Below are 22,769 nucleotides of genomic sequence, written 5' to 3' on the forward strand. Positions count from 1 at the left end.
GGAGGAAATACGATGAAAAAGAAAAATTATGTTAGTAAAGCCGTGATGCTTGGCGCTTTACTAGCACCTATTGGGATGCCTACGGTATCTGTGTTAGCAGATAGCTTTTATCAAAATCAAACGAGTGCTCACGCTGCTGATATTACAAACTGGATTGCCAGCACACCTGAACAGATTACAAATAATTTGACAACTCAGAACATCAATCCACAGCAGTTAGATGGCCAACAATACGTGATTCAATGGGGAGATACCTTGTGGGGAATCTCTCAAGCGACTGGGATTTCTATTGAAAAGTTAGCCTACGATAATAATATTCAGAATATTGACCTTATCTTTGCAGGTGACGTCCTCATCTTGAAACGTGATGGTGATGTCCCAGCAGGTTACCACGTGACTGGTAATGGTTACCGTTGTGCACATTCTAAGATTGTTATCAACAACTACTACGGTGATAACAACCGAGTGATTATCAATAACAGCACTTTTGTCTCTGATGACCATTCTAAGAATACAGTGATTTACGCTCCAGATAATTCTGACAATAGCGTTTCATTCTCAAATAACACAACTAACAATAATAACGATAAAGACAAAGATACTAAAGATTCTAAAGATGGCAAGGAATCATCTTCAACATCATCAGAATCTAAAGATGCTTCATCAAGTTCAACAAGTGGATCTTCATCTTCTACTTCTGCATCAAGCTCAACAGCAAGCAGTAGTGAAAGCAAAGCAAGTACAGAAAGTTCTAAGGAAAAAGAATTGACTGATGATGCTTTCCAAGACAAGGTTCAAAGTGAATTTGAGCAAGTTTATCAACAAAAACGCTCAGGTAGTCCTGCATGGACATTCTTCTCACATGAAGGTGATAAGACTGGTGCAAATGCTACAGCTAAGAAGGACACTGAAAGCAAAGCCCTTTACCTTGAAGGTGAAACGCCAAAAGCTAAAGATATTGTTGATGGACCTAAAGATGGTGCCAAAACGGAAGCTAATGCGAAAGCTCTCGCTGAAAAGATTTACGACACCCTTAGCAACGGAGGTAAGATGTCAGATCTTATCAAGGCAAAATATGCTCAAATTCAGGTAAGTTATAAAGGTGATAAGTGGGCTTTCAACGTTGATGTTTACAAAGAAAAAGAAAGTTCATCATCAAGCACTGAAAAATCATCAGAATCTAAGGCGTCATCAAGTGATGATTCTCAAACAGAAACACGCATGAGTTCAAGCTCATCAAGCCTTGAACGCTCATCATCAAGTTCTTCAAGCCACACTGAAACAGACTCAGAGGCAACTTTCTCTGACCTAACTGGTGACGAATAGAGAGGGGCAGCACATGTCAAAGAGAAATATCATTATTAGTGTTGTTCTTGCTTGTCTCTTGGTTACGGGATCTGGATTTGGTGCTTTCTATTACTGGGGAACACACCATTTAGATAGTGTTGTACCTGGTAAGGTTTACCAATACTCAAGTACTCTAAACGGTGAGGTCAATAATCGTGTCATGTATGTAGCCTTCCAAGAAGGTGGTAATAAGGCGCTTGTGAGTCAGGATCGTACGACAGTGGTTAATGCTGCTAAGAGTCAGACTGATTTTGACAAGGCCTATAATGACCAAACAGCTAAGTGGGAATACAGTGTGACAAAAACAACATTGACACTCGGTAAAAAAGAGGACGATCAATTGTCACAATGGCAGTACAACAAGGTTTTTGCTTATGGCGACCACTTCACATCAAAAGATTTCTATTACCAGATTGCCAAAGGTGGTCAGGGTGAAGTCAAACAAAAAATGACCTTTAAAGAAATTAAATAAGCGTCTAAATATGACAAGAGGCATTAGGTTTGGGACAAAATGTTCCAAACCTTTTTCTATCTTCAAAACACGAATAATTTTTTCTTAAGTGGGGTCGAAAATTGAAAAGAAAGGGTAAAAACGGTATAATAAGACTGTTTGGGCAATTGCATCTTAGTTAAAAAACAGACGAGTAAGATTGCCCTAGACAGTTGACTAAAAGCTTACTTTTGCAAGACTGAAGATAAACTTAGGAGCTGACTCATGTAGTAGTTTAGTTGTTAGTTTCCTAATTTATTTAAGTCTCTGACAAGAGAATGATATAAGAAAGAACGGACAGATGATTACTTCTATTGTTTTTGACGTTGACGATACTATTTATGACCAACAGGCACCTTATCGTATTGCCATGGAAAAATGCTTCCCTGACTTTGATATGAGCCACATGAATCAAGCCTACATTCGTTTCCGCCACTATTCTGATGTTGGTTTTCCACGTGTAATGGCCGGTGAGTGGACAACTGAGTATTTCCGTTTTTGGCGCTGTAAAGAGACCCTTTTGGAGTTTGGCTACCGTGAAATTGATGAAGAAACAGGTCACCATTTCCAAGAGGTTTACGAGCATGAGTTGGAAAATATCACCATGCTTGATGAGATGCGCATGACCCTTGATTTCCTCAAGGAAAAAAATGTTCCTATGGGTATTATTACCAATGGACCAACAGAGCACCAACTTAAGAAGGTCAAGAAGTTGGGACTTTATGATTATGTGGACCCTAAGCGTGTCATCGTCAGTCAGGCGACAGGTTTCCAAAAGCCTGAGAAGGAAATCTTCAACCTTGCAGCTGAGCAATTTGATATGAATCCATCGACGACGCTCTACGTTGGAGATTCTTATGACAATGATGTCATGGGTGCCTTCAATGGTGGCTGGCATTCTATGTGGTTTAACCACCGTGGACGTAGCCTCAAACCAGGTACTAAGCCAGTCTTCGACTTGGAAATCGACAATTTTGAGCAACTCTTTGGAGCGGTAAAAGTCCTTTTCGACCTTCCAAATAACAAATATATCTTTGATATCAATGATAATGAAAATCCAGTCCTTCAACTAGGTATCAATAATGGTCTTATGATGGCGGCTGAACGTCTTCTTGAGAGCAATATGAGTATTGATAAAGTGGTTATCCTTCTTCGTTTGAATGCGAACCAGGAAAAAATCCTTCGTATGAAATATGGAAGATAATAGAGCGGCCTCGTATGGCCGTTTTATTGTCTAGAACGTGAGATAAGGAGTTTGAAAATGGTAGAAATCAACAACTTGAAACATGATATTGAAGCACTAAGTGCTGAACGTGATGCTTTGAGAAAAGAGGTAGAAGCACTCGAAGCCAAACGTGACGATCTCTTCGAAGGTATTAGAGATGCAGAGCAGATGAAGGGCGTTGCTTGGGATTCCTATTATGCATTAGTGGACCACCTTAATGCTGAGGAAAAGCAAAGAGGGTTTGCTAACAACTATTGGGAACATGTACACAGAACTGCCAAAATAGACGTGGAATTTATCTTGAGTCGTGGTCTTCGTTTTAAGCGTTTATTGTCTGAAGGACAGTATGATCTTGTCTCACAGGAACTAGACGATTTTGAAAATGAACTAGAGGACTTGGCCCGAGACTTTGGTGTCGAATTAAATCGTTTGCCAGAGGAACCGAGTTGGAAATAATTGAAGTGAAGCTCTTAAAGTAATAGATTTAAGGGCTTTTTGACTGCTAAAAAGCGACCCTTGTTCAGGATCGCTTGTCTTATGAAGTCAGTCAATGATTTAGCTAATCTTGTTTTGTTCATCCATATAAGATGTATCATTCCAACATTTAAGAGTGAAGTGCTCGAAATCATTGGTTTCGAGAATAGTGACAGAAGCATTGTCAAGACCGCCTGCCTTACGAAGAAGACCAGGTTCAAAACCAAGGAGTGTACGGATAGAAGCCGTTAAGTTAGCTCCGTGACCGACGATGAGGACATTTTTAGCATCACTATCTTTAAGTGTTTTAACAAATTCGGCCACACGTTTGGTTGTCTGGTAGACAGACTCAGCTTGGAAGTCATTAGCACGGAAGTTGGCTAGGTTATGACGGAAAGCATCCATTTCTTTTGGATAGATGGCCTGAACGAGTGCAATTTTTTGCCCTTCCAGTTTACCAAGTTGCCATTCACGCAGAGCTTTAGTGTAGGTAACTTTAGCTTTAGGCTTTTGAGACTCCATGATGAGTTCAGTGGTTTTTTTAGCACGTGGTAGGTCACTTGAGAAGATCAAGTCAAAATGTGTGTCACTGAGATAGTGACCTAACTCACGTACTTGTTCGATAGATTCTTTAAGCAAAGGCGAGTCTCCCTTGGCGCCTTGAAGTCGGCCTTCCAAGTTCCACTCGGTTTTACCGTGACGTACAAAATACAGTTTCATGATTACTCCTTAATATCAGAAAATTCAGCATTAACAAAATCAGCAAGATCTTGACTATTGATACGGATAGAACGCCCAATTTCCCCCGCTGAGACAATAAGGAAGCCAGCTTCTTGGGCAGATTGATCGATATAAATAGGGAAATTGTGCTTTTGACGAATTCCCACTGGGTTGTTAGCTCCGTGAACATAGCCAGTTGTTTTTTGGAGATCCTTTTGTGGAATCATTTGAACTTTCTTGTTCCCTGAAATTTTAGCTAATTTCTTTTCAGACAGGTGTTCGGTGATAGGGACGATGCCGATGACTGGTCCTGTCTTATCTCCCTTAAGGGCGAGGGTTTTATAAATGCTCTCACGCGCCACATCTTCTGGAAGCTCCCCTTCTAAACCATTGAAGGATAAGCTATCATGGTCAATATTAGCTTTATCAAGAATTTGGTCAACCAAGGTCTTCTTGACTTTGCCTTTCTTAGCCATTGTCATATCTCCTTTTAAAGTTATACATTTCTACCATCCATTATAACACATTCATCCGAGCACGCCTAAGCCAATTTGACAAGAAGAAAACCAGTGCCTTAAACACTGGTTTTTACTGACTACTAGATGAACTTGTCGAAGTAGTCTTCTTATTTTTAGTTGGTTTTTGCTTAATCTTACCAAAGAGTTTTTCAAAGGTTTTACGTTTGTTTTTCTCAGGATTGATTTGGTTAAGATCTAGGATATTATCGAAACCAGGCAGGCTTCCTTGTGACGTATACTGGTGAAGGTCATAGTCGATTTCAGTATTTGGTAGAGCTTCATAATAACCAGAATCGGTACCGAAGGCTGGAATCCAAACAGCATCAAAGTTTTTAGTTGAAACTTCTTGCTCAAGCATGAAATAAGCACCAATATAGAGACCAACGTTTTCAGCTCCTAGACGTTTGAGCTCAGCGAAAAAGGCTTGGACACCTTGCTCCATGTTGGACATGGTTTCTTCTTCAACGTCGATCCAGTAATAAGTAGGTTTGTATGGAGAAGCATTTTTGTAGAAAATACGAGCTTCTTCCTTCATCTCTTTAACAGAAGTACCTTGAGCGTAGGAATAGACGGCAACTGGAACGTCACGTTTTTTGAGTTCTTTGATATGTGTTTTAAAAGATTTGTCGACCCCATTCGAACTAGCGGCATTGCTATCCTTACTAATCTGTGATCCACCGAAGACGCGGATAATAGCACCAGAAATATGATTTGACAAGACATCGTAATCGATATCCTGAGGTAGTTGCCACCCCGAAAGGTCGATAATGGGATTGAGTATCAGCTCCTCGTCGGAACTGCTAGATGTACTACTGGTTGTTGTTTTTGGTGTAGTAGCATAAGGAAGAGCAGATTTCACGTTTTGGAGATGCGCCTGCTGTTTGGACGTATTGTGAATATTTGCAATAACTAATGCTAATCCTAAAAGAGCTAGAACCACGTAAACAACGATCGGTTTTATTCTTTTTCTCATTACTCCCATTCTACCTTAAATACTGCAAAAATGCAAAATAGAGTGTTTGTAAATTCTGTGAGAGATATTAAAGTGACTGATGTTCAAAAAGCCTTTGTAGTGCTGACTTAGGCACATTTTATGAATAAGGGTGTTTTGAGCTAGTCTTGAATTAAGTGAATTTTTCATTTATTAAAGCAAGAAATTTAGCTTAAAAGTCAGTTTCCTCCTTGAAACTAGCGCCACTAGTGGCATCCGACCAGGCTACAAGAGCTTGAGCAGAGTTATCTAGATAGGTTTTGAGAGGCTGCTTCAAATCATAGATGGTCTCCCAAAATCCCAAGACATTTCCATCTTTGTCTATAGCAGCTTGGTAGGTTTGGATGAGAACTTGATCAAAACTGTCTGTTGGAATCTGATAACTTCTTTCTTTGGTAGGAGAGGCTAGCACTTCAGACATAATCCAATCAGGCAGATTTTCAGACTCACGGGGGAAGAAACTACCGTCAGCGCCACCATTGTCATAGAGAAAGTTTCCTTGGGCATCATAGGCTGCTAATTTATAGGGCAGGTGATTCAGTAGTGTTTTTAAATCATTCATACTTTCATCATAGCTTCTTTCATGCAAAATGGCAATGCATTGGATTAGAGACAATACTATCGTAGGATAGTATCAGTTTGTCCAAGGATAGTAGTATCCCGTTAATCAATATAAGGGTATAATAAGGGAAAAGAATACTTGAGGTAATATCATGTCAAAACTTATTTTTCTAGATGTTGATGGGACCTTGGTGGATTATCATAACCGCATTCCAGTGTCAGCAATCAAGGCTATTCGTCAGGCCCGTAAAAAGGGCCATCTGGTCTATGTTTGTACTGGTCGTAGCAAGGCAGAAATGCAGCCAGAATTATGGGAAATTGGCTTGGATGGGATGATTGGTGGTAATGGCTCTTATGTAGAGCATCATGGCCAAGTCCTTATGCATCAGCTGATTTCTAAGGAAGATGCGGCTAAGATTGTGGATTGGTTTACCCAACGCCATCTAGCTTTTTATCTTGAGAGCAATAATGGTCTCTTTGCCAGTCCTGATTTTCGGGAGCGGGCACGTGAGACACTTAAGACTTATGCCATTCAAAAGGGGCAATCAGAAGAGTCTGTCGCTGGTAAGGAACCAGAAGATTTTCTTCATGGCCTTCAGTATGGTAGGGAACTCTACCGTGATGACCTAAACAAGGTCAGTTTCGTTTTAGAATCCTATCAGGACCATCTAGATTCAAAAGAAGCTTTTCCACAGCTTGAAGCCCATACTTGGGGAGGGCGAGGTGAAACAGCCTTGTTTGGTGATCTAGGTGTTAAGGATATTAACAAGGCCCATGCCATCGATGTCCTTTTGGAACATTTGGGGGCTGAGCGTTCGGAGACCATTGCTTTTGGCGATGCCAAGATTGATATCCCTATGTTGGAATACTGTGAGGTTGGGGTTGCCATGGGAAATGGTGGGCCAGAAATCTTGGCTATGGCAGACTTTGTAACAGACGATGTTGAAGCTGATGGCCTCTACAAGGCTTTTGAGAAATTGGGTTTATTGCAATAGAAAAAAACTGAGTTCCTTTTGGGGCTCAGTTTGTATTTTATGCTGGTTTACGACCGATAAATTTTTTCAAGAGGAACAAGAGATAGCCAACAGCGATATACCCGGCACTGATGACTAGGACATTTACCAAGACCTTGTTCCAACCAAATTTATTGACATTGATAAAGAAGTAGGCGAAAGGGCTATCTTTGGCACCTGGGATTGGGAGTTTTAGAACCAAGCCATTTAGAAGGGCAAAGGCAAAGTAAGACAGAGGGACCACTGACCAGTAAATTGGTTCACGGAGACGGTAGGCTTTCTTAGCATCGAAAATGAGGGTATCAAGCACCAATCCCCAAGGGACAATATAGTGAACCAAGAAATTGCGGAGGGTCCAGAATTTCTCAGGTTCTGTAATAGGAGCCAAGAGGATGTGATAGATGACTCCAGTGATGAGGATGGCCATGGTTACGCCACCCTTGTAACGCAAGAGTTTTGTGTTAGTCGTCGCATCCCCTTTTTTGAAGTCATAGATGATAAAGAAAATCAAACTAGAAAAGACGAGGATATTGGACAAAACGGTGTAGTAGAGCAACATGCCCCAACCATCATCATGGATTTGGATAGAGACTCCTACCAGTCCACAAAGAGCTAGTAAAATACGGTAAAATCGTGAAATAGTCATAAGCTTCCTTTTCCTAATAAATAATCTCTCTTATCATATCACATTTTTCACTAACAATTTTTTGAAAATTCTAGTAAAATCAAAGTAAGAAAGACTTCAAGGAGATTACTATGTCCAATCTAATCGATTATCTTGAAAAAGTTAAGGATATACCTTTTGACCAAGAGCCACTTAATATCTTGGATAAGGTTTGCATCAATGAAATTGGCTACCTGACTTATGAAAAATGCCTCACAGCAAGTGATTTACAGAAAACCATCAATTTACATGACTATGCCGAGGGTAAAGAGCTAAATCCTGAGTATACCTTCATGGTGACTAAGGAACGGGTAGATTTGGCTGAAGCCATGGTCAGGTCGAAGCGTTTCGCTGGACTTAATCTAAGTGACTACTGTAGTGTCTTGGACAAGGAAGTCGAAAAACAGTTTGCAGCTATGATTTTCAGTCTGCCTGAATTGGGCTACCAGCAGATTGTCTTTCGTGGTACCGATGATAGCGTCATTGGTTGGAAGGAAGATTTTCAGCTGACCTACAGTCGGGAAATTCCTGCCCATCGCTCAGCCATGGCCTTTCTGGAGAAGCACTTGCCAAACCTCAGTGGCCATATCGCTGTTTCTGGACATTCCAAGGGTGGCAATCTTGCCCTCTATTCGGCTGTTCAGAGTTCGACTGTCCTGCGTGAGAAAATAGCAGAGCTCTTGCTTCTGGATTCTCCGGGATTGATGAAACCCCTCTTAGAGAAGCCTTCTTACCAAGAGTTGAAAACTAAGATGACGGTTATCAGACCTCAAGAATCTGTTGTGGGAGTCATGCTCTACTGGGACAAGCCCGCAAAGCTCGTAGCAGCAGATGGCATTGGCATCGCTCAACACAATGTCTTGCTTTGGCAGGTTGACCTGGAAACAAATGATTTTGTTTATGTGGACCAGCCCACAGACCTGAGTCAACGCTTAGAAGAGACCTTCCAAGAATGGATTGAGACCTTGCCAAATCAAGAACTCAAGCAAGTCTGTGATTTATTCTTTGATACCATTCTTGATTCTGGAATTGAAAGTCTGGATGATATTGGAATTAAAACTCTCCCTAAGCTAGGCCAACTGTTGCAAGAATTTGGCAATCTCTCGGACCAACAAAAGAAGGTCTTGCAGGATGGTTTCAACCAGTTACTCTGGATATTCTGGAAGTCAGGAACCAAAAAATCTAACCTGCCCAAGCTAGAACTTCCTGATTTCATCAAGAAGTTGAGTGAATTAACCAACAACGATTAGAGGCAGCGGAATCATAGAGGAGGATATTATGCCTAAAAACGTACTTATTACAGGAGCAACATCAGGAATTGGCGAAGCAACGGCGCGTGCCTTTGCCAAAGAGGGAGAAAATCTCATCCTAACAGGTCGCCGTGTGGAGCGCTTAGAAGCCTTGAAAGAAGAGCTCCAAGCAACCTATCCAAATCAAAATGTTTGGACCTTTGCCCTGGATGTCACAGATATGGCCATGGTCAAGGATGTTTGCCAAGCCATTCTCAAAGGCGTGGGGCAAGTCCATGTCTTGGTCAATAATGCAGGTCTAGCACTTGGCCTAACAGCCTATCAAGACTATGAGGAGTGGGACATGCTGACAATGCTCGATACCAATGTCAAGGGGTTGATGATGGTGACACGTCAGATTCTGCCAAGCATGGTAGCTGCCAATGAGGGGCATATCATCAATATGGGCTCTACGGCGGGCATCTATGCCTATGCAGGTGCTGCCGTTTACTCAGCCACCAAGGCCGCAGTGAAAACTTTCAGCGATGGCTTGCGTATCGATACCATTGCCACAGATATCAAGGTGACAACCATTCAGCCCGGTATCGTTGAGACCGACTTCTCTCAAGTTCGCTTTCACGGTGATAAGGACAAGGCAGCCAAGGTTTATCAAGGTTTAGAGGCCCTCCAAGCCCAAGATATTGCTGATGCTGTTCTCTACGTCACCAAACAACCACGACGTGTGCAGATTTCTGACATGACCATCATGGCAAACCAACAAGCTACAGGGTTTACTATTCATAGGGGAGAGTAAATAGAAGATAAAAACATGGCACCAAGCTGTGTTTTTTGTTTGAATTTTCCCAAAACTATGAAAGAACCCGTGAAAATGCTATAATGTAAGGGATTACGACAATGTTGAAAGGATAAGTCATGCCACCAGTTACTCCAGAACTTGAGATAGAACGTCAATTAATCGAGCAATTAACCTCTGGTGAGAGCCAGTGGACCTATCGCCCAGATTTAAAAAATGAAGGTCAATTATGGGACAACTTTTTTGACAAGTTAGCGCAAAATAACGTTGCCCTACTAGCTGACCATCACTTGACCGAACAGGAGAAGCGCCAAATCAAGAACCAGCTTAACTTCATTAACTATTATGAAGCTGCTAAGTGGTTGGCAGGTGAAAATGGTATTGCCAAAGTCGAGGTACAGCGTGAAGATGCTAGCCTTGGGACTATCCGACTTTCTGTCATCTGGCGTGATAATATTGCTGCTGGAAAATCCAGTTACGAAGTGGTCAATCAAGTCGAACGTGACAAGGCCTATCCTCAAGATCAGGACCGTCGTTTAGATACAACCCTGATGATTAATGGACTTCCTCTTATCCATATCGAGCTCAAGAGTCCTCGTGTGGCCTTTTTGGATGCCTTTCATCAAATCAAAAAGTATGACCGTGAAGGAAAGTTACGTGGCATCTATTCCGCCCTTCAGATGTTTGTTGTGACTAATAAGGTTGATACACGTTATATTGCAGCTGCACGAGAAGATAAGCTCAATAAACAATTCTTGACATCTTGGGTGGATAAAGATAATAAACCCATGACCAGTCTCATGGACTTTGCTCATGAGGTCCTGTCTATTCCACGTGCTCATCAGATGGTGATGCAGTACTCCGTTATTGATGATAGTAAGAAAGCCCTCATCCTCTTACGTCCTTATCAAATCCATGCCATCGAGTCTGTTCAGGATGCCTCTCGCCGTCAGGAATCAGGCTATATCTGGCATACCACGGGTTCTGGTAAGACCCTGACCTCCTACAAGGTGGCTCGCAACCTCTTGCAGATCCCAGCTATCCAAAAGACCATCTTTGTCGTCGACCGTAGGGACCTTGACCAGCAGACGACGTCGTCCTTTCTTTCCTACGCCGCCAATGATGTCATTGATATCGACGAAACAGACAATACCCATGATTTGGTTAAGCGTTTGGCAGGAAATGATAAGCGAGTGATTGTGACGACTATCCAGAAAATCACAACCATGATGCGCAAGTTTGGAGAAGGTAAATACCAAAAGGATTCGGAAAAAATCAAGGACCTCCGTGTAGCTTTCGTTGTGGATGAGTGTCACCGTGCGGTCACACCTCAGACTCAAAAAGATATCAAAGGCTTTTTCCACAATTCGCTCTGGTATGGCTTTACTGGCACACCGATTTTCAAGGAAAATAAACGCAAGCAATTAGGCGATTTGGCACAAACCACCCACCAACAATATGGCGAACGCCTCCATGAGTATACGGTCAAAGAAGCCATCCATGACGGGGCTGTTCTTGGCTTTAAGGTGGATTATCGAAATACCATTATTTCGCCGATTCCTGAAAAAGACCTTCCTGACTCTGTTTATGAAGATAAAGAGCACATGCTAGAAGTCTTGGATGCTATCCTAAACAAAAGTTATCAACAGTTGGGCTTTCCAAACGGTGTGGGCAAGACCTACGAAGCTATCTTAACCGTTAAGTCCATTCCACAAGCTCAGGCTTATTACAATCTGCTCAAGAGTATCAAGGCAGGAAACGAACGTGTCAAGGTGTCAGAGCGAGTTAAGCGCGTGCTACCCGACTTTCCAAAGGTGACGGTCACTTACTCAGTGTCGGAAAATGAAGAAGAGTCTATCGACTACCAAGACCACATGAAACAGGTCATGGACGACTACAATCAGGAGTTCGGTACCCATTTTACTATGGCTGATTTACGTGGCTTTAACACGGACATCAATAATCGTTTAGCCAGAAAGTTAGACAAATACATTCCTCGCAATGAGCAGTTGGATTTGGTCATCGTCGTTGACCGTCTTTTGACAGGTTTTGATGCCCCGTGTCTATCCACTCTCTTCATTGACCGTAAGCCCATGCGTCCACAGGATTTGATTCAAGCCTTTAGTCGTACCAACCGCATCTTTGACAGTAAAAAGCGTTATGGGCATATCATCACCTTCCAAAGACCAGAGGCCTTTAAAGAGGCTGTGGATAATGCCCTTAAGCTCTACTCAAACGGAGGTGAAAATGACGTCACTGCCCCAGATTGGGAGGAAGAAAAAGCTAACTTCATCCAAGCCTGGATAGATTTTCAAGTAAAAGTGGAAGATGTGGAAAACTATGTCATCACGATTGAGCAGGCCACTAGCCCACAACTCCGTCGCATTGCCAAGGCTTACCAAACCTTTGACAAGTATCTGGCATCTATCCGTGTCTATAGCGAATACGATGAAGCGGCTATCTATGCAGAGACAGGCCTATCAGATGAAAAGCTTGAAACCTATCTAGGAATCTATCAAAATATCCTAGCAGAGCTCAAAAGCCGAGCTGAAGACGATGGTGATGATAATCTCTTTGATATCCACTACGAACTGGAATCTGTCCAAATCGACGAGATTAACTATGCTTACATCCTGACACTGATTCAAAGTATGATTCAGCAGGAAGAAGATAGTCCACAGGCCCTCAGTGACAAGGATATCGAAACTGTTGATAACTATATCCAGAGTCTGGAACGCACCAATCCTAAACTAGCCGAAATCATCCGAAACCTGTGGAAAGAAGTCCAAGCCAATCCTAAAGATTACCAAGGACAATCTATCACTGGTGTCTTGGACACTATGATTGAAGCCATCATAGACGACCATCTCAAACGCTTTGCCAGAGAATGGTATGTCGGACTCGATGAACTTCGTTACTACGTTCAACACTATCGTAAAGGTGCTAAGAAGCAATCTGGTGAAAGCCAGCTCACCAAGAGTCAACGCTACAAAGATTACAAAGCAGAAACAGCTGATGCCCTCAACCCGCTCAGCTACAAAAAACACATCAAAGAAGCCTATACCAAACTCATTGAAGAGGTCATTGAACCGCTGAGAGTTGGGAGGTAGAGGAAGGATAAATTGAATTTTAAGACATATTCATTAGACAAAGTATTCGAGATAAAGGGCTTTTTTTCAGATCAAAAAGAAGATTTTCTTTCTGATAACATGTTAAGTGGTATATTGACATACAAACATGATAATATCGTTCTAGAATTATTTGGTAATTTGAATTCTCTGGAAGATGAAATTATTGGTACTGTGAAAGCTCCTGATGTCATTTATGGATATACAAGCGATGGTAAATTATTGATCATTAATTGCTATGGTTTTGTGTATGGAAACGATCATAGTCCTGGCTTTACCTTATCAAAATATCATGTGAAAAATTTTAAAATTTATGATATCTATTACCAAGAGCTAGATAAAAAATTTACGGAAATTATTGATTACTTATCTGAAGATCAAATATTTTACTATGATTTTTCATTTGATAATATTGAACAATGGGTAGGTAAATCGGTATTTTCTAGGAAAAAAATAAATGGTGAGTTGGCTGTAGAAACTAAGGTTTCAGATTATCAGACAACCAAAATATTTATTCCGAGTAGAAATCTTTATATAGAAGATAGGGCAATTGCTAGTATAGACTATAATTATTTAAATTTATCAAGTAGGTACTATATACGTATTTCAAATGACAATGATGAAATTACGTTTACTCATTGCCATGAAACTGCTTGTCAAATTAAAAACTATATTGAGCTAATAACAGGAACTCCTCTTTCATTTACAGAGATTGCTTTCCTAAGCCAATTTAAGTTAGTTAACGAAGATAAGAGGTTGCCCTTAATTAAAGGTAAATATTTTTTTCAGCATAATAGAGATGGTAAAATTTGGGAGAAGTACAAATATGAAGATATTACTTTGAATGCTTTACACGATAATTTTGCGGAGATTATGGATCAATGGTTCACGAAGAGTGAAAAATTAGATTTTATTATCAATCAATATACAAAAAATTTACATTCTGTACCTTACATCGAGGATAGCTTACTATCCACAATAAGAAATTTAGAAGTTTATGCAAGAAATTTTCATGAGGAAAAAATAAGAAATTATGAGCGCGAAAATAACATTTCCAAGAAGAGGAAAAAAGAATCTTTTTTGAAGAGTAAGTTAATATTTTTATTTAAAAATTCAGATTCAGAATTTGAAAAGTTGATTTTAGAAAGTTTTAATAATTTTTCTCAATTTATTGAAAGTATAGTACAAACACGAAATTATTATACACATGGTGATAAAAAATCTAAATATCCTAGATTGATGACCGACTATAATGAGTTTTATAAGACGAATGTAATTTTACAAAAGTTACTACATTATTATTTATTTCAGGAGTTAGGAATGAAATATAGCTTTAAAAAATATTAGAAAAAATGATAGTAATTACTAATAGGACAAGTATATTTATGGAACAAATACCGAAAATTAGGTTTTCTCAATTTGATAACAAATGGAATTCGATTCTAATTGGGAATTTAGCAAAGATAAAAAGAGGGGCCTCTCCAAGGCCTATTCAAAACCCTAAATGGTTTGATGAGAATTCAGATATTGGGTGGTTACGAATTTCTGATGTTACTGAACAAAATGGACGAATCAAATATTTGGAACAAAAAATCTCAAAACTTGGTCAAGAAAAGACAAGAGTCTTAAATACTCCTCATTTATTATTAAGTATTGCTGCCACTGTTGGAAAACCTGTTGTAAATTATGTAAAGACTGGTGTGCATGATGGTTTCTTAATTTTTGAAAATCCTAAATTTGATAGAGAATTTATGTTTCAGTGGTTTGATATGTTTAGGCCAAAATGGAATAAATATGGACAACCGGGAAGTCAGGTAAATTTAAATAGCGATATCATTAGAAATCATAAAATGATGATCCCCTCTCTACCTGAACAATCCGCCATCGGCTCCCTCTTCCGTACCCTCGACGACCTTCTGGCTAGCTACAAGGACAATCTTGCTAACTACCAATCTCTCAAGGCGACCATGCTCTCTAAGATGTTTCCCGAAGCTGGACAGACCGTTCCTGAGATTCGTTTGGATGGGTTTGAAGGCGAGTGGGAAGAAAAGTATATTGGGGAGCTAGCTGATATTGTTCGAGGTGCTTCTCCGAGACCAATACAAGATCCAAAATGGTTTGATACAAATTCAGAAATTGGCTGGTTACGTATATCTGATGTGACAAGTCAGAATGGCAGAATTTATAGTTTGGAACAAAAAATATCAAAATTAGGTCAAGAAAAAACAAGAGTTTTAACGGAGCCTCATTTATTACTTAGTATTGCTGCCACTGTTGGAAAACCCGTTGTTAACTACGTTAAAACTGGGGTACATGATGGATTTTTAATTTTTATGAATCCAAAATTTGATAGAGAATTTATGTTTCAATGGCTAGAAATGTTTAGAGAAAAATGGAATCGATACGGTCAACCAGGAAGTCAAGTTAATCTCAATAGTGATATTGTAAAAAATCAAAAGATATTAGTCCCTTGTATGGAAGAACAACAAGCCATCGGTGCCTATTTCTCTAACCTAGATAACCTCATCGTTGCTCACCAAGAAAAAATTTCTCAGCTTGAGAATTTGAAAAAGAAACTCTTGCAGGATATGTTTATATAAAAAGGAGAATAGCCTTATGTCAAAAATAAAATCTAATCGTCTCACTAAAGATGATAAACCAGTTGTAGCCATTTGTTATGATTTTGATAAAACTCTGTCTCCTGATGATATGCAAGCCCAAGGTTTTATCCAGAATTTAGGTTATGAAATTGGAGATTTTTGGAAAAAGTCAAATAGTTTTGCCTATAATAATGATATGGACCAAAATCTAGCTTATATGTATACTATGAAAACGGAATCTGCAGGAAAAGTTTTATTCACAAAAACGGAACTAGCTAGGTTTGGTTCAGAAGTAGCATTATTCGATGGGGTTGAAGACTGGTTTGAGCGAATCAGAAAGTATGGGGAAGAACGAGGTGTAACTGTTGAGCACTATATTATTTCATCGGGTTTGAAAGAAATGATAGAGGGGACTTCTATTGCTAAAAAGGGAGCCTTTAAGAAAATTTATGCGACTTCTTTTTATTGTGATGAAAATGGGGTTGCAGTCTGGCCAGCTCAAGTAGTGAATTACACCAATAAGACGCAATTTTTATTTCGAATCACCAAAGGTGTTTTAGATGTAAATGACTCCGCAGTCAATGAATTTTTCCCAGAGAGTGATTTACGTGTTCCTTTCAGAAATATGATTTATCTGGGTGATAGTGATACTGATATACCTTGTATGAAATTAGTTAAAACGCGAGGGGGCTATTCTATCGGTGTATACAATCCAAAAACTAATGACAGAACTAAAGTTCACAAAATGACTCGTGATAGTCGTATTGATTATTTTGTACCAGCAGATTATTCAGAAGGAACAGAACTTGATAATTTAATCAAGACAATTATTGATAAAACAGTATTTAATGAAAAATTAGAAACTAAGAAAAATGCTGATAAGGTTGAAGCAGGCACAAGAAGGCTTAAAAGAAAGAAAAAATAGACTCAAATATCATTTTTAAGTTTCTAAGTTATAAAAGAAACTCTTACAAGATATGTTTATCTAACCTTCAAAAATTCCCCATATCAGCAACCCTAAGCACAGCCTTTTTCGAATAGTATAAGTGAGCCCCTTTGATCCTTTCAAAGGGTGTTCATTAGTGTTTAATAACTTAAAAGTATTTACTTTTAATAACTTTGGAGTTATAATTAATTCGAAAAGGGGTTGCTTTGTGCACGCTATTTATTTTTATAAGGATAAACATGGGAACCAACCGGTCTTGGACTACATGAGGGAGCTAGCTCGTAACAATAGCAAGGACAGCCGAATTAAACTCAACAAGCTCAATGACTACATCGAACTTTTGAGCCAGCATGGAACCCGTGCTGGCCAACCCTACATCAAGCATCTGGATGAGGAGATTTGGGAGTTGAGACCCTTGCGGGATCGGATTTTATTCGTGGCTTGGCTGGATGGGTGCTTTGTCTTACTGCATCCTTTTGTCAAAAAGACGCAAAAGACACCTAGACGAGAGATCGAGAAAGCCAAGCGGGAGTTGCAAGATTTGAAGGAAAGAGGGCTAAGAGATGAAGAATAGTGCCATCGGCAGCAATTGGAAAGATGTGAGAGCAGAGCTCTTCACAAAGGAAGAAATCCTGGAAAGTGATCTGCGGGTCGCGATTATGACGGAGCTAATCGAGGCTCGGCATGAAAAGGGCTTTAGCCAAAAGAAACTAGAAGAACTCAGTGGGGTCAGTCAACCGGTCATCGCTCGGATGGAGACGGGAAAGACCAGTCCTCAATTGGACACGGTCTTGAAAGTCTTAGCCAGTCTGGGCAAGACCCTTGCTGTCGTCCCACTGGAACAAGAAAAGCTCTAAAAGAAATCAGAAAGAATTACTATGGAAACAACACAAACGTCCCAGTCGCTTTATCAAGCCCTGTGGAACTCAGCAGATGTGCTCCGCTCTAAGATGGATGCCAATGACTACAAGTCCTATCTCTTGGGCATGGTCTTTTACAAGTATTTGTCGGACAAGATGCTCTTTTTCGTGGCAGAGACCATGGAGGAGGAGACAGAAAGCTTGGAAGAGGCACTGGCAGTCTATTGTAAATACTATGAGGATGAGGAGACTCACGAAGACCTCTTGGCAGTCATCACTGATGAGATGAGCTATGCCATTCATCCTGACTTGACCTTTACGGCCTTGGTAGAGCGAGTGAATGATGGAAGTTTTCAGCTAGAGGACTTGGCTCAGGGTTTCCGTGATATTGAGCAGAGTGACGAGCTTTATGAAAACCTTTTTGAAGACATCGACCTCTACTCTAAGAAACTCGGAGCGACTCCTCAAAAGCAAAACCAGACGGTTGCGGCTGTGATGAAAGAGTTGGCAGTCCTAGATGTGGCAGGTCATGCTGGTGATATGTTGGGGGATGCTTACGAGTACTTGATTGGTCAGTTTGCGACGGATTCGGGTAAAAAAGCTGGTGAATTCTATACACCGCAACCTGTTGCCAAGCTCATGACTCAGATTGCCTTTTTAGGTCGTGAGGACAAGCAAGGTTTTACCCTCTACGATGCGACTATGGGGTCAGGCTCGCTCTTGCTTAATGCCAAACGCTATTCACGTCAACCACAGACAGTGGTTTACTTTGGTCAAGAGTTGAACACTTCAACTTATAACCTGGCACGTATGAACATGATTCTGCATGGTGTACCGATTGAAAACCAGTTTTTACACAACGCAGATACCTTGGATGAGGATTGGCCAACCCAAGAGCCGACTAACTTTGACGGTGTTCTCATGAACCCACCCTATTCAGCCAAGTGGTCTGCTAGCTCAGGTTTCATGGATGACCCCCGATTCTCACCATTTGGGAAACTAGCACCTAAGTCTAAGGCTGATTTTGCCTTCCTCTTGCATGGTTACTATCACTTGAAGCAAGACAATGGTGTCATGGCCATCGTCTTACCTCACGGGGTGCTCTTCCGTGGTAATGCTGAAGGGACCATTCGTAAGGCTTTGTTGGAAGAAGGTGCCATTGATACGGTTATCGGTCTGCCTGCTAATATTTTCTTTAACACCAGTATTCCGACGACAGTTATCATTCTCAAAAAGAACCGCACCAATCGTGATGTTTACTTTATCGATGCCTCTAAGGAGTTTGATAAGGGGAAAAATCAGAACATCATGACAGATGCCCATATTGAAAAGATTCTCAATACCTATAAGAGCCGTGAGGATATGGACAAGTTCGCCCATCTGGCTAGCTTTGAAGAGATTGTGGAAAATGACTACAACCTTAATATTCCTCGCTATGTGGATACCTTTGAGGAAGAAGAAGTGGAGCCTTTGACCGAGATTGTGGCTAAGATTAATCAGACCAATGCGACGATCGAAAGTCAGACAGCATCCCTTCTTGATATGCTTGGCCAGCTTCATGGAACTACTCCAGAAGCAGACGAAGAACTCAAGGCTTTTGTGAAAGCATTTAAGGGGTAGTTGCAAGCTTTCATTTACTTTTTCCGAATAGATAGTAGTAGAGGGGCCAATCCTCTATTTTTTCTTAAGGAGAGGTACATGGAAAAAAGACACAAGCATGTCTCACCGACCTTGGATATCATGGCTAAGAAGATTTTCAGTCTGCCTGAGGTGACGGTGGCTTTCATTCGAGATATTTTGGATTTGGATGTTGTGGATGCTCAGATTTTGGAGGGGACGCAGCTTCATAAAAAGGACTTTGATGAGGATGAGCTCTTTTCAACGTCGGTGGATGTTCGAGCCAAGTTGAATGATGGAACTGAGGTTATCATTGAGATTCAGGTGCGTAAGCAGCATTATTTTCTCAATCGTTTTCATTATTATTTGGCTAATCAGCTGGTGGAAAATGTGCAACAATTACGTCAACAAGGACAGACGCATAAGATGTATGAGCAGATGGAGCCAGTCTATGGCATAGCTATCTTGGAGAAGACCTTGTTGCCAGATGAGGAGTCCCCGATTAATACTTATTGGATGGCCAATAGTCGGACGGGCAATCCGTTAAATTCTTACTACAAGGATGGGAAACGGCAAAACCTTCTTCAGATTGCCTTTTTAGAGTTGGATAAGTATAATAAAGGTAAGCATATTACGGATGAAGGGCGGCAGTGGCTAGAGTTTTTTGGAAATCTCCCATTTTCTAAGGAACCTAGTCAAGCGGTCACGCATGCCGATTCATTACTGGATTCATCCAGCTGGACACAGGAGGAAAAGGCGATGATTGATGAACGCATACGAATTCAAGAAAATTATGACATGACTATGGAAACAGCTATTGATGAAGCGCATGAAGAAGGCTTGGAGCAAGGGTTAGAACGAGGCCGTCATGAGGGACAATTAGAACTGATTCGCAAGATGCTGTCAAAAGGTCTGTCGTTAGAAGTAGTATCGGATGTGACTGGTTTATCGGTTGAAGAATTAGAGACATTGTTATCGTAAGAATCAGTTAGGAATAAACATTTATTTGAAAAGTCAGAGGCAGTTTTTGTCTCTTTTTTTATTTTTGGGTATTTAACATTTGTAATACTTAAACATTCGGAAAATAATACTTTGAATCGTAAAATTAAAAAAGACTGTCAAACGTTTGACATAAATCTGAGAAAACAGATTTAATACAATTTGATTGTTTTAGCCGATAAATCTTGCTAAATAAGCCTTTATGGAAGTTTAGAGTTTTCTCTTTCTTACACGTGAAAGAAATTACCTTTTTGTGCGACATTTTTAGACTATAATTTAGAAATGAATAACTGAACTTTCTAATATGACATTTTTGTTAAGGCCTTGTTAAAATGGATTACTTAGCCTTTTATTTTGTGTTCTCATGACTTATAATTTGTTTTGGTTTGTTTTGGATTAAAGAAACAACAGCATCATTAAGTACATCAAATATTTAAGAGTCTCTGTTTTTAGTTCGAGAATAGCTTAAAACTAAAATGGAGAGATTGTGAAAAAAAGTATCGGGAGAATTAACTTGTTTAGAGAAAGTAAAACAAAACCAAAGTACAGCATCCGAAAATATTCCATTGGGGCAGCATCGGCTTTGATTGGCTTCATGGCCCTTGCCAATGGGCAAGCAGTTCAGGCTGACGAGGCACAATCGATTAGTGACTTGACTGATGCTTCAAATCAAGCGCAGGCCCCTCAAGCGGTTTCAACAGCTCAGTTGGCGACTTCAGAGCTAGCATCAGAGAGTGTGCAAGCTTCTCAGCCTGCCAATATTATGCCGTCTCAACCTCAGGTAAGGACTGTTCAAGCAGCTGAGCAGACTCCGACCATCGATCAAGTGATTGAGACAGGCACCTCTCAAAATCAAGGAACGTCAGCAAATGTCTTAACCAATGCGACTGAGGGTCAAGGACAAGGCAAGGAGTATAACACAGATGCCTACGGTGCCAAAATGCCTTACACGACTCATGAAGCAGAAAATGCGACTATCGAAAATGGAGCTACAATCCAACAGTCAACTGACATGGAATCTACGGCCGTGGAAGCGACGAACCAAACTTATGTCGAGCTTCCTAAAAAAGATGCAGCAGTTACTTTCAATGTCACCGAGCCAGCCAATGCTTTGAATGTGCGTTATACAATACCTGATGGTGCATCAGGTCAGTTGGATGTGCAGGTTAATGGTTCAAGCGTTGGTAATCTTGATTTGTCATCTCACTCAGCATGGCAGTACCTTAAAGGTGACCACGAATATGATCAAGTCGTTGATGGATCAAGTGCACGCTTCCGTTTTGATGAGACACGTCTTCTCCTCAAGGACATCCAATTGAAATCTGGTGATAAGATTTCTTTGGTTAAGAAGAAAGATGACAATGTCCCTTATGGTATTGATTTTATTGAGCTAGAACAGGCTCCAGCGCCAGTTGCCCAAGGTGAAAATAGCATCAGTATTGTGGATAAGGGTGCATCTGCCAATGATGATAGTGATGACACAGCTGCCCTACTTGCGGCTGTTGAGGAAGCTAAAGCTAGCGGAAAATCTGTCTATATTCCAGAGGGACGTTTCAATTTCGACAAACAAGTTAATATCGAAGCTGATAATCTAAAAATTTCAGGTGCTGGTGTTTGGCATACACAACTGCACTTTACAAGTGATAAACGCTATGGTGGTGGAATTGTCTTCGGTCATAATAGTAATGGTATTGAGTTGAGCAATCTTTATATGGATTCCAACTTGACCTCTCGTTATAACGAGGATGCACAGTACAAGGCTATTTCGGGAACACTTGGCAAGGATTCGAAAATTCATGACATCTGGGTTCAGCATTTTGAAGTTGGTATGTGGATTGGAGACTACGACCAGACGGGAAATATGAAGTATACGGACGGTCTTGTTATTGAAAACGCTCGTATCCGTAATAACTTGGCTGATGGTATTAACTTTGCTCAAGGAACCAAGAATTCAACGGTAAAAAACTCTAACATCCGTGGGAATGGTGATGATGGTTTGGCTATCTGGTCAAGTATTTCAGATGGGACAAATGCCGCAGCCGAGGAAAATAATAAATTCCTCAACAACACCATTGAATCAGGCTGGCGTGCGGCTGGTATCGGTATTTTTGGTGGTAAGGGTCATGAAATCTCAGGAAACCTCATCAAGGACGTCTTTGCTGGAGCAGGTATTCGTGTGAACACAGTCTTTGCAGGTCACAATTTTGACCTCAATGATTCTGGAATTAAGATTCATGACAATACCATTCTACGTTCAGGGACAACTAATGACCTCTATAACCTCCATCGTGGTGCGATTGATTTCCAACAAGTTCGTGGAACAATCAAGAATGTCGATGTCTACGATAATAAACTATTGAATACCTTGGCTGATCCAGTGATTACTAAAAACTTTGAGATGGGTGACAATGGTAATGGAGAAATCCGTATATCAAATAATACGATTGACAATAAGGCGACGATTGTTGGAGCTGTTTCAACAGTTTCTCCAACAAAGTCTGAGCCAAAGCCAGTCAATAATCTAGTCTCTGAGACTTCAGCATCAGAAACACCAAAGAGTGAAGCAGGATCAA

At 40.5% G+C, this 22,769-nt stretch carries 20 protein-coding genes and 1 pseudogene; 16 read left to right on the forward strand and 5 right to left on the reverse strand.

The features are described 5' to 3' along the window. Positions 1-12 precede the first annotated feature (12 nt). The 4 genes from HMPREF2637_RS07980 to HMPREF2637_RS07995 all read left to right on the forward strand — a co-directional run bounded on the left by HMPREF2637_RS07980 (position 13) and on the right by HMPREF2637_RS07995 (position 3,518). On the forward strand, positions 13-1,326 hold the full coding sequence (locus tag HMPREF2637_RS07980) for a LysM peptidoglycan-binding domain-containing protein (RefSeq protein ID WP_070839880.1): 1,314 nt from the start codon (positions 13-15) through the stop codon (positions 1,324-1,326). A gap of 13 nt (positions 1,327-1,339) precedes the next feature. Next, on the forward strand, positions 1,340-1,819 hold the full coding sequence (locus HMPREF2637_RS07985; protein ID WP_070839882.1) for a hypothetical protein: 480 nt from the start codon (positions 1,340-1,342) through the stop codon (positions 1,817-1,819). A gap of 319 nt (positions 1,820-2,138) precedes the next feature. Then, positions 2,139-3,041: an HAD family hydrolase gene (locus HMPREF2637_RS07990; protein ID WP_070839890.1), complete on the forward strand. Its 903-nt coding sequence runs from the start codon at positions 2,139-2,141 to the stop codon at positions 3,039-3,041. Positions 3,042-3,098: 57 nt separating this feature from the next. After that, a complete protein-coding gene (locus HMPREF2637_RS07995) occupies positions 3,099-3,518 on the forward strand; it encodes a hypothetical protein (RefSeq protein ID WP_070839892.1) in 420 nt (139 codons plus the stop codon). A gap of 99 nt (positions 3,519-3,617) precedes the next feature. On the opposite strand, the gene HMPREF2637_RS08000 is transcribed toward HMPREF2637_RS07995, so the two are convergent. From HMPREF2637_RS08000 to HMPREF2637_RS08015, 4 genes are all read right to left on the reverse strand, one after another. After that, positions 3,618-4,256, reverse strand: a complete 639-nt coding sequence (locus tag HMPREF2637_RS08000) for a histidine phosphatase family protein (protein ID WP_002890596.1) — start codon at positions 4,254-4,256, stop codon at positions 3,618-3,620. 2 nt (positions 4,257-4,258) lie between these two features. Continuing rightward, complete coding sequence (locus HMPREF2637_RS08005; protein ID WP_070839895.1) at positions 4,259-4,732, reverse strand: aminoacyl-tRNA deacylase; 474 nt, start codon at positions 4,730-4,732, stop codon at positions 4,259-4,261. A gap of 112 nt (positions 4,733-4,844) precedes the next feature. Continuing rightward, positions 4,845-5,747: a glycoside hydrolase family 25 protein gene (locus HMPREF2637_RS08010; RefSeq protein WP_070839898.1), complete on the reverse strand. Its 903-nt coding sequence runs from the start codon at positions 5,745-5,747 to the stop codon at positions 4,845-4,847. Positions 5,748-5,937: 190 nt separating this feature from the next. Beyond that, complete coding sequence (locus HMPREF2637_RS08015; protein ID WP_061652211.1) at positions 5,938-6,327, reverse strand: hypothetical protein; 390 nt, start codon at positions 6,325-6,327, stop codon at positions 5,938-5,940. A gap of 151 nt (positions 6,328-6,478) precedes the next feature. Between HMPREF2637_RS08015 and HMPREF2637_RS08020 the strand changes: the two genes are divergently transcribed. Further along, on the forward strand, positions 6,479-7,321 hold the full coding sequence (locus tag HMPREF2637_RS08020) for a Cof-type HAD-IIB family hydrolase (RefSeq protein ID WP_070839902.1): 843 nt from the start codon (positions 6,479-6,481) through the stop codon (positions 7,319-7,321). A gap of 37 nt (positions 7,322-7,358) precedes the next feature. Here HMPREF2637_RS08020 and HMPREF2637_RS08025 read toward each other — a convergent pair whose 3' ends face one another. Next, positions 7,359-7,985 carry a Pr6Pr family membrane protein gene (locus HMPREF2637_RS08025; RefSeq protein ID WP_064523400.1) on the reverse strand — a complete coding sequence of 209 codons (627 nt, stop codon included), beginning with the start codon at positions 7,983-7,985 and terminating at the stop codon, positions 7,359-7,361. Positions 7,986-8,095: 110 nt separating this feature from the next. Between HMPREF2637_RS08025 and HMPREF2637_RS08030 the strand changes: the two genes are divergently transcribed. From HMPREF2637_RS08030 to HMPREF2637_RS08080, 11 genes and pseudogenes are all read left to right on the forward strand, one after another. After that, positions 8,096-9,253 carry an Mbeg1-like protein gene (locus HMPREF2637_RS08030; protein WP_070839905.1) on the forward strand — a complete coding sequence of 386 codons (1,158 nt, stop codon included), beginning with the start codon at positions 8,096-8,098 and terminating at the stop codon, positions 9,251-9,253. Between the two features lie 28 nt (positions 9,254-9,281). Then, on the forward strand, positions 9,282-10,046 hold the full coding sequence (locus tag HMPREF2637_RS08035) for an SDR family NAD(P)-dependent oxidoreductase (protein ID WP_070839909.1): 765 nt from the start codon (positions 9,282-9,284) through the stop codon (positions 10,044-10,046). Positions 10,047-10,165: 119 nt separating this feature from the next. After that, positions 10,166-13,156, forward strand: a complete 2,991-nt coding sequence (locus tag HMPREF2637_RS08040) for a type I restriction endonuclease subunit R (RefSeq protein WP_070839916.1) — start codon at positions 10,166-10,168, stop codon at positions 13,154-13,156. 12 nt (positions 13,157-13,168) lie between these two features. After that, positions 13,169-14,521 (forward strand): HEPN domain-containing protein, encoded by a 1,353-nt coding sequence (locus HMPREF2637_RS08045; RefSeq protein WP_064523409.1) that lies wholly within the window; start codon positions 13,169-13,171, stop codon positions 14,519-14,521. Between the two features lie 38 nt (positions 14,522-14,559). Then, positions 14,560-15,774 carry a restriction endonuclease subunit S gene (locus tag HMPREF2637_RS08050; protein WP_064525576.1) on the forward strand — a complete coding sequence of 405 codons (1,215 nt, stop codon included), beginning with the start codon at positions 14,560-14,562 and terminating at the stop codon, positions 15,772-15,774. Between the two features lie 16 nt (positions 15,775-15,790). After that, positions 15,791-16,666 (forward strand): annotated as a pseudogene (locus HMPREF2637_RS08055) (HAD family hydrolase); the annotation flags it as partial. A 262-nt stretch (positions 16,667-16,928) separates the two neighbouring features. Further along, entirely contained in the window at positions 16,929-17,294 is a 366-nt protein-coding gene (locus HMPREF2637_RS08060) for a type II toxin-antitoxin system RelE/ParE family toxin (RefSeq protein WP_064523414.1), read from the forward strand. Then, positions 17,284-17,577 (forward strand): helix-turn-helix domain-containing protein, encoded by a 294-nt coding sequence (locus HMPREF2637_RS08065; protein WP_002890617.1) that lies wholly within the window; start codon positions 17,284-17,286, stop codon positions 17,575-17,577. The genes HMPREF2637_RS08060 and HMPREF2637_RS08065 overlap by 11 nt, the downstream gene beginning before the upstream one ends. A 21-nt stretch (positions 17,578-17,598) precedes the next feature. Continuing rightward, positions 17,599-19,200, forward strand: a complete 1,602-nt coding sequence (locus HMPREF2637_RS08070; protein WP_064523417.1) for a type I restriction-modification system subunit M — start codon at positions 17,599-17,601, stop codon at positions 19,198-19,200. 78 nt (positions 19,201-19,278) lie between these two features. Next, complete coding sequence (locus HMPREF2637_RS08075; protein ID WP_064523419.1) at positions 19,279-20,178, forward strand: Rpn family recombination-promoting nuclease/putative transposase; 900 nt, start codon at positions 19,279-19,281, stop codon at positions 20,176-20,178. A gap of 505 nt (positions 20,179-20,683) precedes the next feature. Next, the coding region (locus HMPREF2637_RS08080) for a YSIRK-type signal peptide-containing protein (protein WP_371106636.1) at positions 20,684-22,769 on the forward strand (2,086 nt) is incomplete at its 3' end.

Source organism: Streptococcus sp. HMSC065H07 (assembly GCF_001837325.1).
GTDB lineage: Bacteria > Bacillota > Bacilli > Lactobacillales > Streptococcaceae > Streptococcus > Streptococcus salivarius_H.

What these genes read in the sequence shown, in the direction of transcription:
- HMPREF2637_RS07980 (WP_070839880.1), top strand. Translation starts at nt 13, where the DNA reads ATGAAAAAGAAAAATTATGTTAGTAAAGCCGTGATGCTTGGCGCTTTA.
- HMPREF2637_RS07985 (WP_070839882.1), top strand. Translation starts at nt 1,340, where the DNA reads ATGTCAAAGAGAAATATCATTATTAGTGTTGTTCTTGCTTGTCTCTTG.
- HMPREF2637_RS07990 (WP_070839890.1), top strand. Translation starts at nt 2,139, where the DNA reads ATGATTACTTCTATTGTTTTTGACGTTGACGATACTATTTATGACCAA.
- HMPREF2637_RS07995 (WP_070839892.1), top strand. Translation starts at nt 3,099, where the DNA reads ATGGTAGAAATCAACAACTTGAAACATGATATTGAAGCACTAAGTGCT.
- HMPREF2637_RS08000 (WP_002890596.1), bottom strand. Translation starts at nt 4,256, where the DNA reads ATGAAACTGTATTTTGTACGTCACGGTAAAACCGAGTGGAACTTGGAA.
- HMPREF2637_RS08005 (WP_070839895.1), bottom strand. Translation starts at nt 4,732, where the DNA reads ATGGCTAAGAAAGGCAAAGTCAAGAAGACCTTGGTTGACCAAATTCTT.
- HMPREF2637_RS08010 (WP_070839898.1), bottom strand. Translation starts at nt 5,747, where the DNA reads ATGAGAAAAAGAATAAAACCGATCGTTGTTTACGTGGTTCTAGCTCTT.
- HMPREF2637_RS08015 (WP_061652211.1), bottom strand. Translation starts at nt 6,327, where the DNA reads ATGAATGATTTAAAAACACTACTGAATCACCTGCCCTATAAATTAGCA.
- HMPREF2637_RS08020 (WP_070839902.1), top strand. Translation starts at nt 6,479, where the DNA reads ATGTCAAAACTTATTTTTCTAGATGTTGATGGGACCTTGGTGGATTAT.
- HMPREF2637_RS08025 (WP_064523400.1), bottom strand. Translation starts at nt 7,985, where the DNA reads ATGACTATTTCACGATTTTACCGTATTTTACTAGCTCTTTGTGGACTG.
- HMPREF2637_RS08030 (WP_070839905.1), top strand. Translation starts at nt 8,096, where the DNA reads ATGTCCAATCTAATCGATTATCTTGAAAAAGTTAAGGATATACCTTTT.
- HMPREF2637_RS08035 (WP_070839909.1), top strand. Translation starts at nt 9,282, where the DNA reads ATGCCTAAAAACGTACTTATTACAGGAGCAACATCAGGAATTGGCGAA.
- HMPREF2637_RS08040 (WP_070839916.1), top strand. Translation starts at nt 10,166, where the DNA reads ATGCCACCAGTTACTCCAGAACTTGAGATAGAACGTCAATTAATCGAG.
- HMPREF2637_RS08050 (WP_064525576.1), top strand. Translation starts at nt 14,560, where the DNA reads ATGGAACAAATACCGAAAATTAGGTTTTCTCAATTTGATAACAAATGG.
- HMPREF2637_RS08065 (WP_002890617.1), top strand. Translation starts at nt 17,284, where the DNA reads ATGAAGAATAGTGCCATCGGCAGCAATTGGAAAGATGTGAGAGCAGAG.
- HMPREF2637_RS08070 (WP_064523417.1), top strand. Translation starts at nt 17,599, where the DNA reads ATGGAAACAACACAAACGTCCCAGTCGCTTTATCAAGCCCTGTGGAAC.
- HMPREF2637_RS08075 (WP_064523419.1), top strand. Translation starts at nt 19,279, where the DNA reads ATGGAAAAAAGACACAAGCATGTCTCACCGACCTTGGATATCATGGCT.